This window comes from Paraburkholderia nodosa DSM 21604 (genome assembly GCF_000519185.1).
In the GTDB taxonomy this organism is placed as follows: domain Bacteria; phylum Pseudomonadota; class Gammaproteobacteria; order Burkholderiales; family Burkholderiaceae; genus Paraburkholderia; species Paraburkholderia nodosa.
The window spans coordinates 147,984-162,875 of record NZ_JAFA01000020.1 but is presented as its reverse complement, the minus strand read 5'-3'; the positions used below and the strand labels follow the sequence as shown (position 1 = coordinate 162,875).

Genomic DNA, 14,892 nt, shown 5'->3' with positions numbered 1-14,892 from the left:
ATCAACTGGCCGCCGCTGCAAAATATGAAGCAGGCTTTCGACGACGTCGCCGCCCTCGGACTCGAAAACCAGGTGACGGAACTCGATGTCAGTCTCTACAGCGACCCGGGCGAATGCTGGAGCCATCCGCCTGCGTGTTTGCCCGATCTCGGCCAGCCGGTGCCGAACGACGTGATGCGTGCGCAGGCGCAGCGGTATCGCGCGGTGTTCGATCTGTTCGAGCACGAGCCAAGCATCAAGGCCGTCACCTTCTGGGGCTATTCGGACAAGCATACGTGGCTGACCTCGATACCGGTGCCGCGGACCAATCTGCCGCTGCTATTCGACGCGAACCTGAAACCGAAGGCCGCGTTCTGGGCAATAGCCAATTCGTCGTGGCAGCCGTAAGGCTATTTACCACGCCTCGACGCGATCCGCTTGAGCCAGCCGCCGCGCCCGATGTCGGTCTGCTGGAGAGACACGGCGCCCCATATCCATCGTTGAGTCCGCTGTGGCGGCTTCTTACATCCCGATCATCCGATGAACGTTGGCTCTCCAATTCCCTCATAGTAAGGATGGCGAAATTGATAGTCCACGATATTTCCGCCGACGTCCAAGCATCCGTCATATTGCGGCGAGAGAGCTTCGAACAGAACGCGGTCGTCAGTGAGGAAAAATGGGAAATCGAGCCCATATTGCATCGCTCGCAAGTGACTCCAGAATGCACGCCATAAATGGGGCTCGCGCCAACGATCCTAGTCGCCTAGAGCGCTGCCCCCTCTGATACATAGTCGGAGACTCTGACGCGCATAGGCTTAGAATACGACCTGCGCGGTGACACGTGCCGTCGTCAACGGCTCGGTACCGGGTATGATACCGTCGCGATAGTATTCCTATTAAAAAAGATACAGCCGCGTCGCCCCAACTTTCTCCCCGCTGTGCCTAGCTGCCTGCTCGGGTGAACTCGGACACTTCCACAAGTCGGAGGTCGGACTTCCGGCATCGGCCAAAAACGGACGTTTACTCAGTGCGTCGCTAAGACATTCAGGCGGCGGCTGGGTGTCTGCGAACGGACATTCGCGAAAGACGGGACGCTCTTCGTAGGATGATCAGTGCCAATTTCGTTCGACCGCGAACATTGGACCGGATCACCCCTCGGAGGCAGCCCACCGTTGGACACTAACATCTGCCAGCGCCTCGAATATAGCCGGCGTGCGTTCTAGGCGGGCGATCGTCCGCGCGCCTTCGAGGGCGGCTACCAATGCGGCTGCGGTAGAGGACGCGCGCGCGGGAGCGAAACCGCACCCCCTAAAATGCTCCGCAATAATCTCGGTCGACTCAACAAATCCGCGCGCTACCCGTTTGGTCAACTCAGCGTCGAGCGCGGGCAGCTCATTCGCCAGATTTTGCATTAGACATCCATACTGGAAATCAGAGGCGACCATTTCGCCCGCGAATGTGCTGAAAATCTGATGAACGAAATTCAGAGCATCACCCGTCGTATTCGCCGAGATGTTCCGCAATACAGCAATTCGATTCGCAACGTAATTATCGATTGCTTCTTCTGCGAGTTGTGCCTTGCCGCGTGGAAAGTGAAAGTAAAACGATCCTTTAGGCGCACCGCTTTCTTCAAGGATCTGGATCAATCCCGTCGCAGTGTAGCCTTGGATGCGAAACAGTCGTTCGGCCGTGGCAATCGCGCGAGCGCGGGCGTCAGTCTTACGTGGCATGCCGTGAACATAGCACGTTTCGCTTGATTATTCTATGGTGATCGACATACTATGGTGATCACCATAGAAGGAGTCCGGCGATGCCCCTCGACACAATCGCAAGCCAAGAAGGTTCGTTCAGTGATGCGCAGCCTGCCCAGATTGCGGCAGGAATAACTCAAGACGAAACGCCTGGGTTTCCTCGTTCACCCCATGCCGAGCGTCTTCGTGTCGGGGCTGATCGTCCTCGATTGCCCGGCCGCCGCGCGAATTGTTCGCCGCGTGGGTTTTCGCTGAAGCTGAAGACAGCGCTTACACGCGGATGGTGCGTTCCGTCATGAGTCATCCACTTAGCTCCAAGCCATCGGCGTCCCGACGAGCCGTCTTAGCGATGGGCGCGGTCAGCCTCGTTGCGGCTTTAATTCGACCCGCCCGCGCAAACCCCATAGGAGGAATTGATTTGACCACATCAACATATGGCGAGGGAACGCTTCCCAAGGGGGTCCGCTCGCGCATGATCCATGGGGTCAACGGCCTTGATGTCCATATTCTCGAGGCCGGTTACGAGAACCCCGGCCGGCCGCTCGCATTGCTTCTGCACGGCTTTCCCGATTTGGCTTACGGCTGGCGACACCTGATCCCGCTTCTGGCTGACGCCGGCTACCATGTCGTGGCGCCCGACCAGCGGGGTTTTGGCCGCACCACCGGTTGGGTGAACGACTATGACGCCCAGCTAGCGCCCTTCAGCCTCTTGAATATGACGCGTGATGCCCTCGGATTGGTTTTGGCGTTGGGGTATCGGCGTACGGCAATGCTTGTCGGGCACGACCTCGGCTCGCCCGTGGCGGCCTATTGTGCGCTGGCCCGACCTGACGTCTTTCCCTCGGTGGTGCTGATGAGCGCACCGTTCCCCGGTCCGCCGACGCTTCCTTTTAACATCGCGGAAAGCGAGGTATCGTCGGTTCAACCGAACACTGGCAATCAAAACTTAGCGGCCGCGCTGGCGGCGCTCAACCCGCCGAGAGAGTATTACCAGCAATACTTGAGCACACGGAAGGCGAACCACGACATGTGGCACCCCCCTCAAGGCTTACACGCGTTTCTTCGTGCATTTTTCTACGTCAAGAGCGCCGACTGGCCGGGGAATAAGCCGCATCCGTTGAACGCGCTAACCGCCGCAGAACTTGCACAAATGCCCACCTATTACGTCATGGATCTCGGCAAGACAATGCCCGAGACCGTCGCTCCATTCCAACCTTCCTCCGCCGAGGTCCTGGCCACCAAATGGCTCACCGAGCCGGAACTTGGGGTGTATACGGAGGAGTATGGCCGCACCGGGTTCCAAGGCGCTCTGCAGGCTTATCGCGTCTTTTCCGATCCTGACCTGAGCGCTGAGTTGCGCCTGTATTCGGGCAAGACGATCGATGTCCCGTCGCTCTTCATTGGCGGGAAAAGCGATTGGGGCACCTATTCGGCGCCGGGCGCGCTCGATCTTATGAGGACGAAGGCGGCGACGAGAATGGGTGGCATCGAGCTGATCGACGGCGCCGGTCACTGGATCCAACAGGAGCAGCCGGTTCGGCTCAGCGAGATCCTGCTCGCCTTCATCAAGGAGGTGGGCGGGGCGGATCACACCAGCGGTTAGGTCGGGGAATGCCTATCGTCGCTCTTGAAAATATTGCCCGGCTTTCAGATCACCGTCCCGTCAGGTCCGTCACATTCAGTGAAGCGCCTGGGTTGGGCGGTCCAAGTCTGGCGTTAGCTTCCGGCTTCGCTGCCCTCGATCAGGGGTGACGCACGCTCCGCGATGTTCAACAGCGTCTCGACGACGATGAGTTGGGCTAGATGCACTCAACGACCGAAAGACGTTCTACACCGGAAACTTACTTCGCTTCGGTCCCAAGGACCGCAGTGGGTCGGCTACGGCCAGCCGCATCAGGCAAACAGTTGGCCAGGTTCCGGTCGATCAGCCGACAACAATCGGTGACCGGTACAAGCCGCGTAATGGCTCACAATCCAGGCATCGACGTCGAAGAAGAGTTTGCTGGTCAGCGTCCCCGCCTGTCAGGACTGCCTGTGTCCGATCGACGCCATGAATTCGTCCCGCAGCACGAATTTCTGGATTTTTCCGGAAGCCGTCTGCGGGAAGTGATCGACAAAGCGCCAGACCCGTGGCGTCTTATATGAAGCAAGGCGTGCGCGACAGAACTCCGAGAGTTCGTCGCTGCTCAAATTGCAGCCCTGTCGTGGCTGTACGAAAGCGACGACGACTTCACCCCATTGCGCGTCAGGAACGCCTACGATCGACGCAAGGGAGACACCTGGGTGTGTACACAGCACGTCCTCGATTTCTCGTGGGTAGATGTTCTCTCCACCGCGAATAATCATGTCCTTGATGCGACCCTGGATGCGCAAATAACCCTGTGCATCGAGGCAACCGAGGTCGCCGGTATGCAACCATCCTTGCGCGTCGATGGCTTCCGCTGTTGCTTTGAGGTCGCCCAAATACCCCTTCATCACGCAGATGCTCTTTGCGCAGACTTCTCCGATCACACCAATGGGAACAGTCTCTCCGGTAGCCGGTTCGACGATCTTGACTTCGGTCTGAGGTAGGGGCCGCCCCACGGTATCGATCCATTGCGGGTTGGGGTCGTGCGGCAGCGTGTGGGTGATATACGGCGACGACTCTGTCTGACCGAACCCAATTGCGACATCGATATTGAACTCGGTGACCGCGCGGTGCACGAGTTCCGGGGGCACAGGGGCACCCCCTAACGTGGCGAGTCGCCATGACGAAAGGTCACGATCTTTAGCGCCAGGTTGATCCAGCATCCGGATCAACATCGTAGGCACACTTAGCACCAGCGTGCCGCGATAAGCCTCAATCAGATCGAGCATGAGCGTGGGGTCGAATCCACCCGGCAGTACGTGCATACCGCCCGTCTGCAATGCGCCCAGGGTGGCGAGGCCGCAGCCCGCCGTATGGAACATGGGCATCGGATTGATCCAGACGTCTTTGGCATTCGCGCCAATAGCGTTGGCATAGAACCGGCCATTGTTCACGAGTCCTCGGTGCGTCAGCTCCGCACCCTTGGGAAATCCAGTCGTGCCTGACGTGTATTGAATCTGCGCGACATCGTCTGGGGACACGTTGGGTAACGAGCGTGTGCTTTTGCCCGAATCAAGAAAAGCAGGCCAATCCGCGAGCGAGATCACTTCGCGCACAGCTGGGATATCCGCCTTGATTTCATTCAGTACTGCTAGTAAGTCACGCCCGCGGTACTCGGGAGACAGGACGATGCCGGCGGCGTTGGACCGCCTGAGGACATAGGCGAGTTCTTTGGCGAGGTACGCGGGATTGGCGGTGACCAGCGTGATTCCAGCCAACGCTGCGCCGAACTCGAGCAGAACCCATTCGGGGCGGTTGGCGCTCCAGATGGCGACGTGCTCTCCAGGAGAAAAGCGCGCCAGCAGAGCGCGGGCGACGAGGCATGCGTCCTCATACAGTTGCTCGAAGGACCATTGACGGCGAGCGTCGGCGAGCTGTGCGCCCTCTACAAGCGCAATTCGATTGCCCCAATTGTCTGCCGCAAGGCGCAGGGCATCTCCAATCGAAAGCTCTGTGCCAGGCTCCGAAGTGTCACCTTGACAATGCGATAACTCAGCTTGCGAACAGCCTGCAATCTTTGTTGCCATGGAAGACTCCTTCCAGTAACATAGTTCTAAATGTACCGTCTGAAACGGACTATGTCAACGAACCCAAACACCTCACGCGCAGAAGCACCCGTTCGGCTGAGTCCGATTTCGTATGTCGTCTTAGGGGTCATCGGGTTGCGGGGCCCGTCAACCCCTTATCAACTGAAGCAGGCTATAGAGCGCTCGGTCAGGTACTTCTGGCCTTTTCCGCACTCGCAACTTTACGGCGAGCCGGAGCGACTGTCGCGCGAGGGCCTGCTGGACCAGGAAGTGGAAGAAGGCGGGCGCCGTCGCCGGGTCTATTCATTGACCTCCAGCGGCCAGGAAGCGCTGGAGAACTGGTTGAAAACCCCGCCGGGCGAAGTGTTCGAGATGCGGGATATGGCGGTGTTGCAACTCTTTTTCAGTGAGTTCACCAGTACCGCCGAGCTTGTAAAACTGGCGGAAGATCAAGTACGCCTCTACAAGGAGCGTCTGGCGGTCTACCAGGCCATTATTGAGCACAACGAAGGACGAGAATCGGCCACTCGCCGGATGGCGCCATTGAATCTGGGTGTGCGGATGGCAACGGCGTGTCTGGAATTTTGGTCCGGTATCGCTGAAAATCCACCACCCGGGCGAGAATAGCCAAGTGGCGTTTCATGCGCCGATCGCAAATAACGCGCACCGGAGCCGCATTGGCATCTACCTGCTCTGACTGGCCCGATCCCATGGAGGCACTCCGCTGAACGCTTCGACCAGGAAGTCGATCATTACGCGCACTCTGGCGCTCAGATGTCGACGGCTCGGGTACATGGCGAGTATGTCGATCTCCGGCAGGCGATACTCTGGTAGCACGTGAACGAGTTTGCCGGCACGTAGATCGTCGCCGATGAGGAACGTCGGTTGCCAGATCACGCCTTGCCCTGCGAGCGCGGCTGCGCGTGCCGTGTCGCCGTTGTTGGTATGCATGTGGCAGTCGACGCTCACAGCGTGGGTCTTGCCGCCACGGTCGATGAGTTGCCACTCGTCGCCGGTGGCCGCATAGGTGTACCCGACGCAGCGATGCTGCATCAGGTCCGCCGGCAAGGTCGGATGTCCGAAGTGGGCCAGATACGCCGGCGACGCGCACAGGATGTTTTGCGATGTCGCCAGCTTGCGGGCTGCGTGGCTGGTGGAGCCGGCGCGAGAGATGCGAATCGCGAGATCGTAGCCTTCGTCGACGATATCAACGACGCGGTCAATCAGCGCGACGTCGAGCTCGATGCCGGGATATTTGCGCATGAACCCGGGCCACAGCGGTGCCAGATACCGAATCCCAAAGCTCACGGGCGCATTGATGCGCAGTCTTCCACGCGGTTCGACCGACCCGGATGCCACAAGCCCTTCTGTCTCCGCGACATCGTCGAGAATGGCCTTGCAGCGGGCGTAAAGCGTCTCGCCGCCCTCGGTCAGAGATAGCGTCCGTGACGTGCGATTGAGCAGGCGCGTGCCCAGATGCGCTTCCAGTTCATTCACATAGCGGGTGACGTTGGCGGGCGACGTGCCGAGCGCATCGGCTGCGCGCGCGAAGCCGCCGCGGCTCACCACCGTCACGAAAACTTCAAAGGCGCGCAGGCGGTCCATACCCTCTCCGAACATTCACAAAAGCTGAATGATAGGACCATGTTTTATGCCTTTCTGCAAGCAGAACTGAAGCCTATATTTCGCTCACGGACCGGGGCACAGGGCACTGGCCAACGCAGGACTTCAGGAGATTGGAAATGCAACGCTTGACAGGAAAAGTCGCCATCGTGACCGGCGCCAGTTCAGGGATTGGCCGTGCAACGGCCAAGCTGTTTGCGAAGGAAGGCGCCAAGGTGGTTGTTGCTGCGCGGCGCGCGGCGGAACTTGAAACGCTCGCTGCGGAGATCGTCAGCGAAGGCGGCGAAGCCGTGTATCTAGCGGGCGACGTTCAGTCGGAGGACTTCGCGAAGGCGCTCGTCGCGCTCGCAGTGGACCGCTTCGGCCGGTTGGACATTGCCTACAACAACGCCGGCACGCTGGGCGAAATGGGCCCGAGCACCGGCATTTCGGAGGCTGGCTGGAACGCTGCGCTGGCGACCAACCTGACCAGTGCCTTCCTCGGTGCGAAGCACCAGATTCCCGAAATGCTGAAGCGCGGCGGCGGATCGATCATCTTCACGTCGACGTTCGTCGGCTATTCGTTCGCGTTTCCGGGCACTGCGGCCTACGCGGCGAGCAAGGCCGGGCTGATCGGCTTGACCCAGGCGCTCGCCGCAGAGTATGGCGCGCAAGGCGTGCGCGTCAACGCGGTGTTGCCGGGCGCGGTGGACACGGACATGTATCGCGGCATGAACGACACCGACGAGTCGCAGGCGTTCGTGACCGGACTGCATGCGCTCAAGCGCGTCGCGAAGCCGGAGGAACTCGCACGTTCGGTCCTCTACCTCGCGTCGGACGATTCGTCGTTCGTAACCGGTACCGCATCGCTCGTCGATGGCGGCGCTTCGATTACGCGTACCTGACCTTCAAGGCGGCATCCTGCGATCGAGACCTGATGCCGCCCTTTTCTATCTTTTCTTTTGAAAGGAAGTCAGTCATGGATCTGAAACTGAAAGGCAAACTCGCACTGGTGAGCGGCAGCACAGCCGGCATCGGCCTTGCCATCGCTAGCACCCTGGCCCAGGAGGGCGCTCGTGTGATCGTGAACGGACGCTCCCAGTCATCTGTCGATGACGTGGTCGCGCAGCTGAAAGCCAACACGGGCAACGACGTTTACGGATTTGCGGGCGATCTGAGCACGGCCGCCGCAGCCGACGAACTCGCGCAACGCTATCCGGATGTGGAAATTCTGGTCAATAACCTGGGCATCTTCGAGCCCAAGCCGTTTGAAGAGATCCCCGACGCGGACTGGCAACGCTTCTTCGACGTCAACGTCCTGAGCGGCGTGCGCCTCGCTCGCCTGTTTTTGCCCGCGATGAGGCAGGCTGACTGGGGGCGCATTATTTTCATTTCGAGCGAAAGCGGTGTGCAGATTCCCACCGAAATGATCCATTACGGGATGACGAAAACCGCGCAGCTTGCGGTCTCGCGCGGGCTGGCCGAAGCCGTTGCCGGCACGGGCATTACCGTCAACAGCGTCCTGCCAGGGCCGACAAAGTCGCGCGGCGTTGGCGAATTCGTGGAAACACTTGCGAAGGCCGATGGCAAATCGTTTGAAGCGTTCGAAAAAGAGTTCTTCGAGAAGGTCCGACCCACATCGCTCATCAAGCGATTTGGTTCGCCGCAGGAAGTTGCGTCGCTCGTGGCCTATATCGCCAGTCCGCTTTCGTCGGCCACGACGGGCGCTGCGCTGCGAGCCGATGGAGGGGTCATCAGGAGCGCGTTCTAGGCGTGACGCTTACCATCGCGTGGAATAACTCGTGGATCAAAGGCGTTCTGAAAAAGTCGCTCCACGATACTCACATCAGAGGACCCACGCCATGACCCATGAAGTCGACCGTATGCTTGATGAAATCCGCAAACTGGCGCCGAGCATTCGATCGCGCACAGCCGAAATCGAGGCGGCACGCCGAATGCCTTCAGACCTGGTGGAGACGCTTAAAGCGATGGGCATTTATCGCATGTTCGTACCCAGGAGTCACGGCGGAATGGAGCTGGATCTTCCGGAGGGGCTCAGGGTGATCGTCGAACTCGCAAAGATCGATGGGTCGTTGGGCTGGACCGCGATGATTGCCAGCGGAAGCGCGCTGATTGCCTCCCTGCTGAACATTCGGACCTATGATCAGGTGTACGAATCAGGCCCGGACGTCATACTCGCCGGGTCATCCCAGCCTGTGGGCACCGCACAGCCGGTGCCGGGCGGCTGGCGCGTGAGCGGGCGCTGGCCGTTCGCTAGCGGTTGTCAGCAGGCCGAATGGATGGTGGGGTTCTGCAAGATGACGAAAGACGGAAAGCCGCTTCCCGGTCACGCCGGCGAAGACGGGCCGCCACTGTTGCGCGGCTTCATTCTCCCAGCGTCCGAATGGCAGATCGAGGATACGTGGCACGTGGCAGGGCTCAAGGGCTCCGGTAGTCATCACATCGCGATCGCCGACAAGATCGTGCCGGAAAGCAACTTCTTCGATATCGAGGGCGGCGTGCCTTGTCTTCCAGGGCCGCTCTATCAGAGCGTGCTGGAAATCATTCCCGTGATGCACAGCGCCTTCTCCGTAGGTGTGGCCAAAGGGGCGCTGGAGGAACTCGTCGCATTTGCGAATACCGGCCGCACGCAGCTTCGCGCGGTGACTGCCATGCGTGATTCGGAGCTGTTCCAGGCGGAACTCGGCCGAGTCGGAGCCGACCTGAGAGCGGCGCAGGCGTTCATGGAGGTACAAGCCACGAGCCATTGGGGCCATGCGCTGGCGGGAACGATCAACGACACAGCGCTGCGCATGCAAAGCACGCAAAATTCCGTGTGGATCGCTTCAACCTGTGTGCGTATTGCCGACGCGTGCTTCGCGCTGGGTGGCGGGGGCGCCCTCTACAACGCCTCGCCGTTGCAGCGGCGATTGCGTGACCTTCACGCCGGGGCCCAGCACGTCGTAGCCCAGCAACGAAATTATGCGGCAGTTGGCAAGCTGCTTCTGGAAAACCGGCTCTCGAAGACCGCCGGCTAGTCGAGCCGCGCGGTCCGAACGCCAGCAGCGTAGGCGAGTAACCTCCCTGAATGCCCCATGAGAGCCCCCGAGGCGATCTGGCCCGATTCGTGAATATCGCGATCGCAGACACGCAATGATGCGTGGTCAGGCAAGCACTACCCCTGCAAGGAACGTTGCAAAGTAGTCGTCGTCCAGCCATCCTGAAACATGCTTTGACGCCTCGATGCGCCGGATTTCGCTCTGTCCTTTATCCGTCAGGACGGCAATCTGTAATGTGGGGAGAAACTTCGTGCTGGGGGGAGGTGGCTGGTCTACGGTCTGGATCAAACCGTGCGAGCGGAGCAACGTGAAGATTGCCGGTCGCTTGTGCCACGGTATTTGTCGATGCAAAGCAAGTCGAAGAGCTTCTAGTACAGCGCCATTGTTGAATTCCATGAGGATCCTTCTGGTGTTCGACTGAAACGTCCTGCTGGCTCTGGGTACCTACAGTAGCACATGAAGTGGTTCTGTACGATGACACACAAAAACGAAACCTTTCATGTCCAGCGATGATGCCGGCGCGGCGCACGGCACCGCTACGTTATTCAGCGGCGTTCAAATCGATCTTCTTGACTGTCGGTTCTGCGCGGCGAAGGCAGCGCGGTAACCGCTAGAATTACGGTTTTAGCCCGGAATACGCCAATGTCTTTTGCCTCGCTTGGCCTGATCGATCCCTTGCTGCGTAATGTGCAAGACCTCAATTACCACGCACCTACGCCGGTGCAGGCCAAGGCGATTCCTGCCGTGCTCAGTGGCAAGGACGTCATGGCCGGGGCACAGACCGGCACTGGCAAAACGGCGGGTTTTGCGCTGCCGCTGTTGCAACGGCTGGTGCAACACGGCCCGGCGGTGTCCAGCAACCGCGCGCGTGTGCTGGTGCTGGTGCCCACGCGTGAACTGGCTGAGCAAGTGTTGCAAAGCTTTATCGCTTACGGCAAAGGCCTCGACTTGCGATTGCTGGCTGCCTACGGCGGCGTGAGTATCAACCCGCAGATGATGAAGTTGCGCAAAGGCGTGGATGTGCTCGTTGCCACGCCGGGCCGTTTGCTGGATCTCAATCGCCAGAACGCAGTGCAGTTCGATCAAGTCCAAACGCTGGTGCTGGATGAAGCCGACCGCATGCTGGATCTGGGCTTTGCGCGCGAACTCAACGCCGTCTTTGCTGCCTTGCCCGCCCAGCGTCAGACCCTGCTGTTCTCCGCCACGTTTACCGATGATATCCGCGCCATGGCGGCGGGCATTCTGCGCAGCCCGGTCAATATCAGCGTCAGCCCGCCCAATGCGACGGCCAGCAAGATCAAGCAGTGGGTGGTCCCGGTGGATAAGAGGAACAAGCCTGATCTCTTCATGCACCTTGTGGCCGAGAACAACTGGGAGCACGCGCTGGTGTTCGTCAAAACCCGCAGTGGCGTGGATTACCTGGCGGCGATGCTGGATGAAGCGGGCTATGCGGTCGACACCATCCACGGCGACAAACCGCAACCCGCGCGACTGCGTGCGCTGGAGCGCTTCAAGACGCGCGAAGTCAATATGCTGGTAGCTACCGATGTGGCTGCGCGTGGGCTGGATATCGACGACCTGCCGCTGGTGATCAACGTTGATCTGCCGATCGTGGCGCAAGACTATGTGCACCGTATTGGCCGTACCGGCCGCGCGGGCGCCAGCGGCGTGGCGGTGTCGCTCGTGTGTGCCGATGAAGCCCCGCAACTGGCCGCGATTGAAGCGCTGATCCGGCAAACGCTGCCCCGTGAGGAAGAGCCGGGTTTTGAAGCCGAACACCGCGTACCGGAAACCAGCGCGACGGGCGAACTCATCAAGAAACCCAAAAAGCCCAAGAAGCCTAAAGTGCCGCAAGCTGCGCCGGGTGCCATGCAGGGGCCCAGCAAAAAACCGCTCCCGCAAAGTGGCGAAAACAAGCGCAAGCCTGCGGCGCAACACGTTGTGGCCGCGGGTAAGGGCACAAGTTTCACGAGCGGTAGCCCATTCAGCGTGCAAAAGCCGCGCAGCAAACCCGCCACCAGGCCAGCTGCGGGTTCGCGTACGCCGGCTGGCAAACCTGCTGGTGGCCGCGGCAAACGCCAACCCTGATCCTTGGGATGAGGAACGCCAGTCCTGGAACAGGCTGGCCACCGGCGCGCTTTGGCGGCGGCGGCAGCGCGACCGCGCTCAACGCGGCCAATGCCTGCGAGAGACGACAGCGAAGCTTACGGCGATCGCACCTGTCGCCGCGCGATGATGGGCCTCGTGCGTCACGTCGCCGAAGCGAGAACGGCGACTGCGCCCTTTACGCGCATCGGAGTCGCTGACCGGGGTCGTGTCGGATTCGCTGTCGACCGCCGTTTTACCGATGGCGTCAGATTCAAGGGCCGTCTGGGGGGCGTTAGTCGGCAAGGTTCGAATTGGCATTGCGGATGATTCTCGAGAGGGGCATGCACGTATTGAACTCTTCGCCGATCGATCAGTAAAATGAATGTTCTTACCAGTATGATTACTTTTCCGAATGGAACTGAAATTACTGAGGACGTTTCTCACAGTTACCGAGCTGCGCCATTTCAGCCGCGCGGCGGATGCGCTGCACATGAGTCAGCCGGCACTCAGCAAGCAGATCGGCGCATTGGAGGCGAGCCTCGGTGGCAGGCTGTTCGAACGCGGTCGGCACGGTGCGCAGCTCACGCCATTTGGCGAGACGTTCCTGTCCGATGCGCAGGCGCTCGTACGCGACGCGGATGAAATCCTGTTGCGTGCGCGAGAAGCAAGCAGCGGCCAGCAAGGCCATCTGCGCCTCGGGATCTGCCTGTCCGTACTGACGATTGTGCCGAAGCTCATCGCGGATTTTCGGGAGCAGCATCCTGCTGTCACCGTCACCCTGAGCGACCTCTCTTCCGCAGAGCAAACGCGCCGTCTTCTGGCGGGCAAGCTGGATGCCGGTTTCCTCCGCTTGCCCGCCGCGGAGGGTCTTTCATCGTTCAAAGTCGTAGACGAGGGACTTGCGCTCGCATTGCCGCCGCACCTTCGGTACTCACGCCTTCCAGCGAATCTCGACGTGCTCAATGAAATCGGCTTCATCTCGCTAGTGCGTGCACGCGGGCCGGGGCTCACTGCACAGATCGACCGATGGTGCCTCGAGCACCGCTTCGTGCCGAAGGTGACGCAGCAGGCCGAAGACATCCAGTCGGTCCTGACCTCGGTCGCCGCGGGAGTGGGCATTGCGTTCATTCCTTCTCGCGCACGACACCTGCTGCGGGATGCTACGGTACTGCCGCTTCATGGAAAAAACGCGAAGTGGCGCGTGGGACTCGCATGGCCTTCCATGCGGGAAGATCCGGTTACGGCGCGCTTTGTTGCGTACTTGCGCGCCGCAATGAAAGGCGGGTAATGGGTGCGCCGCCGTTCTCAGAACTTGTGTACCAGGCCGACCCCAATGCCGCGCGTGTCGCTGCCGGGAGCGACCGTGAGGCCCGAATATGCGGTGCCGGAGAGCGTGTATTGCGCCTGATTCCGGTTCTGAAGAAAGCCGGCCGCTGTATAGAGTTCGGTCGCTTTGGACAGGGAGTATTCGAACAGCAGGCCTAACTGCTGCGCGTTGTTGCCCTTGCCGGTGCGATCGTGCAGGTAACCGTACATCAGCGAAACCAGAGTAAAAGGCGAGACCTGATACGAGTCCGATATCTGGTAGACCTCGTGCTGCATGTATTTCGGCGTATTCGTCAGATTCTCCGTGTGGTACGCAAGCCAGATGCGGTTGGCGCCGATCGCATACGACGCGCCCGCGTTGAACACGGTAAATACCGCGCCAGGACCCGCGGCAGCGCCGCCCGCAAGCGTATAGCTCCCGCCCGCTCCGACGGCAGGCTCGTCTCCGCGTTCATAGCCGGCCGCCACATTCAACGGCCCATCGATGTACTGGACGACCGCGTTGTAGAACCCAATGCCGTTGCCCGACGTCGCCGGATCGCGCAACGCCACCATAAATTTGGCATTCAACCCGCCAAACGTGGGCGTGTACCAGGAGATTGCATTGTTCGCGCGGATGATCAGGCCGTTGAAATTGTTCATGGGCGAAGCAATGCTTTTAACCCAGGTCGGATCCATTGCCGCCTGGAGCACGTCGTATTGCGGGGAGTTTTGCAGGCCGAAGCGCACCTCCCCGAATCCACCGGACATGCCGACATACGCCAGACGATTGAAGGCCTTGGTCGAGTCTGTCGCTGCACCTGTCTGTCCGGAGAAGGCTTGCTCCAACTGGAAATTGACGTGCAGGCCGTCGCCGATATCCTCACTGCCCTTGAAGCCGTAGCGTGTCGAGAAGAGTCCGCCGGGCACCGCGCGGACCGCCGAATTGCCGCCGCTCGAACTTTGATAGACGAAGCCGTTGTCGAGCACGCCATAGAGCGTGACCGAAGACTGCGCGAACGCGGAAGGGGCAGACGCGCAGGACAAGACTGCGCCGGATGCGAGAGCGATAAACCTCTTCATGCGGAATCTCCATTGCATCGGTATGCCGACGCTCTTATAAATATTTGTCTAGTTCGTACTGCTAATGTGTAAGCGTCGTACCGTGATCAGTCGAGCATACCGATATGCTCGACTACGCGACGGTCTTACAGATGGAGGGTAGGTTTCGGGGCGGCCCGTCGAGTTGCTGTCTGTCGAATCGAAGGCCGGTGATGGCGGGGCAAGCTAATGGCCATACGTGGTTTCGCTGCTCAATCTGATCTCCGTTGATTGCATGGTTCTTTGCGTGATCGATGTGGATTCCGGCGATAGACGCATCGAATAACCTTCGACAAGGTTAATTGCGCGGAAGGCGGTGGGTCCATGTATAAAACGTAGATTGAATGGTATTT

The 14,892-nt window shown here is 59.9% G+C and carries 13 protein-coding genes; 8 read left to right on the top strand and 5 right to left on the bottom strand.

The features are described 5' to 3' along the window. A partial coding sequence (locus A3CW_RS0126700; RefSeq protein WP_028206282.1) for an endo-1,4-beta-xylanase occupies positions 1–387 on the top strand: 387 nt, incomplete at its 5' end. 740 nt (positions 388–1,127) lie between these two features. On the opposite strand, the gene A3CW_RS0126690 is transcribed toward A3CW_RS0126700, so the two are convergent. Then, on the bottom strand, positions 1,128–1,709 hold the full coding sequence (locus A3CW_RS0126690; protein WP_028206281.1) for a TetR/AcrR family transcriptional regulator: 582 nt from the start codon (positions 1,707–1,709) through the stop codon (positions 1,128–1,130). A gap of 493 nt (positions 1,710–2,202) precedes the next feature. Between A3CW_RS0126690 and A3CW_RS0126685 the strand changes: the two genes are divergently transcribed. Then, positions 2,203–3,333: an alpha/beta hydrolase gene (locus A3CW_RS0126685; RefSeq protein WP_028206280.1), complete on the top strand. Its 1,131-nt coding sequence runs from the start codon at positions 2,203–2,205 to the stop codon at positions 3,331–3,333. A 419-nt stretch (positions 3,334–3,752) separates the two neighbouring features. Here A3CW_RS0126685 and A3CW_RS47750 read toward each other — a convergent pair whose 3' ends face one another. After that, entirely contained in the window at positions 3,753–5,384 is a 1,632-nt protein-coding gene (locus A3CW_RS47750) for an AMP-binding protein (RefSeq protein ID WP_051481737.1), read from the bottom strand. A gap of 51 nt (positions 5,385–5,435) precedes the next feature. Here A3CW_RS47750 and A3CW_RS0126675 point away from each other — a divergent pair, with 51 nt between their 5' ends. Beyond that, on the top strand, positions 5,436–6,011 hold the full coding sequence (locus A3CW_RS0126675; protein ID WP_028206279.1) for a PadR family transcriptional regulator: 576 nt from the start codon (positions 5,436–5,438) through the stop codon (positions 6,009–6,011). Between the two features lie 57 nt (positions 6,012–6,068). Here A3CW_RS0126675 and A3CW_RS0126670 read toward each other — a convergent pair whose 3' ends face one another. Further along, positions 6,069–6,989 carry a LysR family transcriptional regulator gene (locus A3CW_RS0126670; protein ID WP_028206278.1) on the bottom strand — a complete coding sequence of 307 codons (921 nt, stop codon included), beginning with the start codon at positions 6,987–6,989 and terminating at the stop codon, positions 6,069–6,071. A gap of 137 nt (positions 6,990–7,126) precedes the next feature. On the opposite strand from A3CW_RS0126670, the gene A3CW_RS0126665 reads away from it, so the two are divergent. The 3 genes from A3CW_RS0126665 to A3CW_RS47745 all read left to right on the top strand — a co-directional run bounded on the left by A3CW_RS0126665 (position 7,127) and on the right by A3CW_RS47745 (position 10,024). Beyond that, positions 7,127–7,891, top strand: a complete 765-nt coding sequence (locus tag A3CW_RS0126665) for an SDR family oxidoreductase (protein ID WP_028206277.1) — start codon at positions 7,127–7,129, stop codon at positions 7,889–7,891. A 74-nt stretch (positions 7,892–7,965) separates the two neighbouring features. After that, entirely contained in the window at positions 7,966–8,757 is a 792-nt protein-coding gene (locus tag A3CW_RS0126660) for an SDR family NAD(P)-dependent oxidoreductase (protein ID WP_028206276.1), read from the top strand. A 91-nt stretch (positions 8,758–8,848) separates the two neighbouring features. Next, complete coding sequence (locus A3CW_RS47745) at positions 8,849–10,024, top strand: acyl-CoA dehydrogenase family protein (protein ID WP_035514029.1); 1,176 nt, start codon at positions 8,849–8,851, stop codon at positions 10,022–10,024. A gap of 126 nt (positions 10,025–10,150) precedes the next feature. Here A3CW_RS47745 and A3CW_RS47740 read toward each other — a convergent pair whose 3' ends face one another. After that, positions 10,151–10,441 carry a hypothetical protein gene (locus tag A3CW_RS47740; protein WP_051481736.1) on the bottom strand — a complete coding sequence of 97 codons (291 nt, stop codon included), beginning with the start codon at positions 10,439–10,441 and terminating at the stop codon, positions 10,151–10,153. A 246-nt stretch (positions 10,442–10,687) separates the two neighbouring features. Here A3CW_RS47740 and A3CW_RS0126640 point away from each other — a divergent pair, with 246 nt between their 5' ends. Both A3CW_RS0126640 and A3CW_RS0126635 read left to right on the top strand, forming a co-directional pair. After that, positions 10,688–12,133 (top strand): DEAD/DEAH box helicase, encoded by a 1,446-nt coding sequence (locus A3CW_RS0126640; protein ID WP_028206275.1) that lies wholly within the window; start codon positions 10,688–10,690, stop codon positions 12,131–12,133. A 412-nt stretch (positions 12,134–12,545) separates the two neighbouring features. Then, complete coding sequence (locus A3CW_RS0126635; protein ID WP_028206274.1) at positions 12,546–13,421, top strand: LysR family transcriptional regulator; 876 nt, start codon at positions 12,546–12,548, stop codon at positions 13,419–13,421. Positions 13,422–13,438: 17 nt separating this feature from the next. Here A3CW_RS0126635 and A3CW_RS0126630 read toward each other — a convergent pair whose 3' ends face one another. Beyond that, positions 13,439–14,521, bottom strand: coding sequence for a porin (locus tag A3CW_RS0126630; protein ID WP_028206273.1), 1,083 nt, complete (start codon positions 14,519–14,521; stop codon positions 13,439–13,441). Positions 14,522–14,892 lie beyond the last annotated feature (371 nt).

Excerpts from the sequence above, each read along its gene's own strand:
- A3CW_RS0126640 (WP_028206275.1), top strand. The coding sequence starts at position 10,688 with ATGTCTTTTGCCTCGCTTGGCCTGATCGATCCCTTGCTGCGTAATGTG.
- A3CW_RS47740 (WP_051481736.1), bottom strand. The coding sequence starts at position 10,441 with ATGGAATTCAACAATGGCGCTGTACTAGAAGCTCTTCGACTTGCTTTG.
- A3CW_RS0126660 (WP_028206276.1), top strand. The coding sequence starts at position 7,966 with ATGGATCTGAAACTGAAAGGCAAACTCGCACTGGTGAGCGGCAGCACA.
- A3CW_RS0126675 (WP_028206279.1), top strand. The coding sequence starts at position 5,436 with ATGTCAACGAACCCAAACACCTCACGCGCAGAAGCACCCGTTCGGCTG.
- A3CW_RS0126690 (WP_028206281.1), bottom strand. The coding sequence starts at position 1,709 with ATGCCACGTAAGACTGACGCCCGCGCTCGCGCGATTGCCACGGCCGAA.
- A3CW_RS0126665 (WP_028206277.1), top strand. The coding sequence starts at position 7,127 with ATGCAACGCTTGACAGGAAAAGTCGCCATCGTGACCGGCGCCAGTTCA.
- A3CW_RS0126635 (WP_028206274.1), top strand. The coding sequence starts at position 12,546 with ATGGAACTGAAATTACTGAGGACGTTTCTCACAGTTACCGAGCTGCGC.
- A3CW_RS47750 (WP_051481737.1), bottom strand. The coding sequence starts at position 5,384 with ATGGCAACAAAGATTGCAGGCTGTTCGCAAGCTGAGTTATCGCATTGT.
- A3CW_RS0126670 (WP_028206278.1), bottom strand. The coding sequence starts at position 6,989 with ATGGACCGCCTGCGCGCCTTTGAAGTTTTCGTGACGGTGGTGAGCCGC.
- A3CW_RS0126630 (WP_028206273.1), bottom strand. The coding sequence starts at position 14,521 with ATGAAGAGGTTTATCGCTCTCGCATCCGGCGCAGTCTTGTCCTGCGCG.
- A3CW_RS47745 (WP_035514029.1), top strand. The coding sequence starts at position 8,849 with ATGACCCATGAAGTCGACCGTATGCTTGATGAAATCCGCAAACTGGCG.
- A3CW_RS0126685 (WP_028206280.1), top strand. The coding sequence starts at position 2,203 with ATGATCCATGGGGTCAACGGCCTTGATGTCCATATTCTCGAGGCCGGT.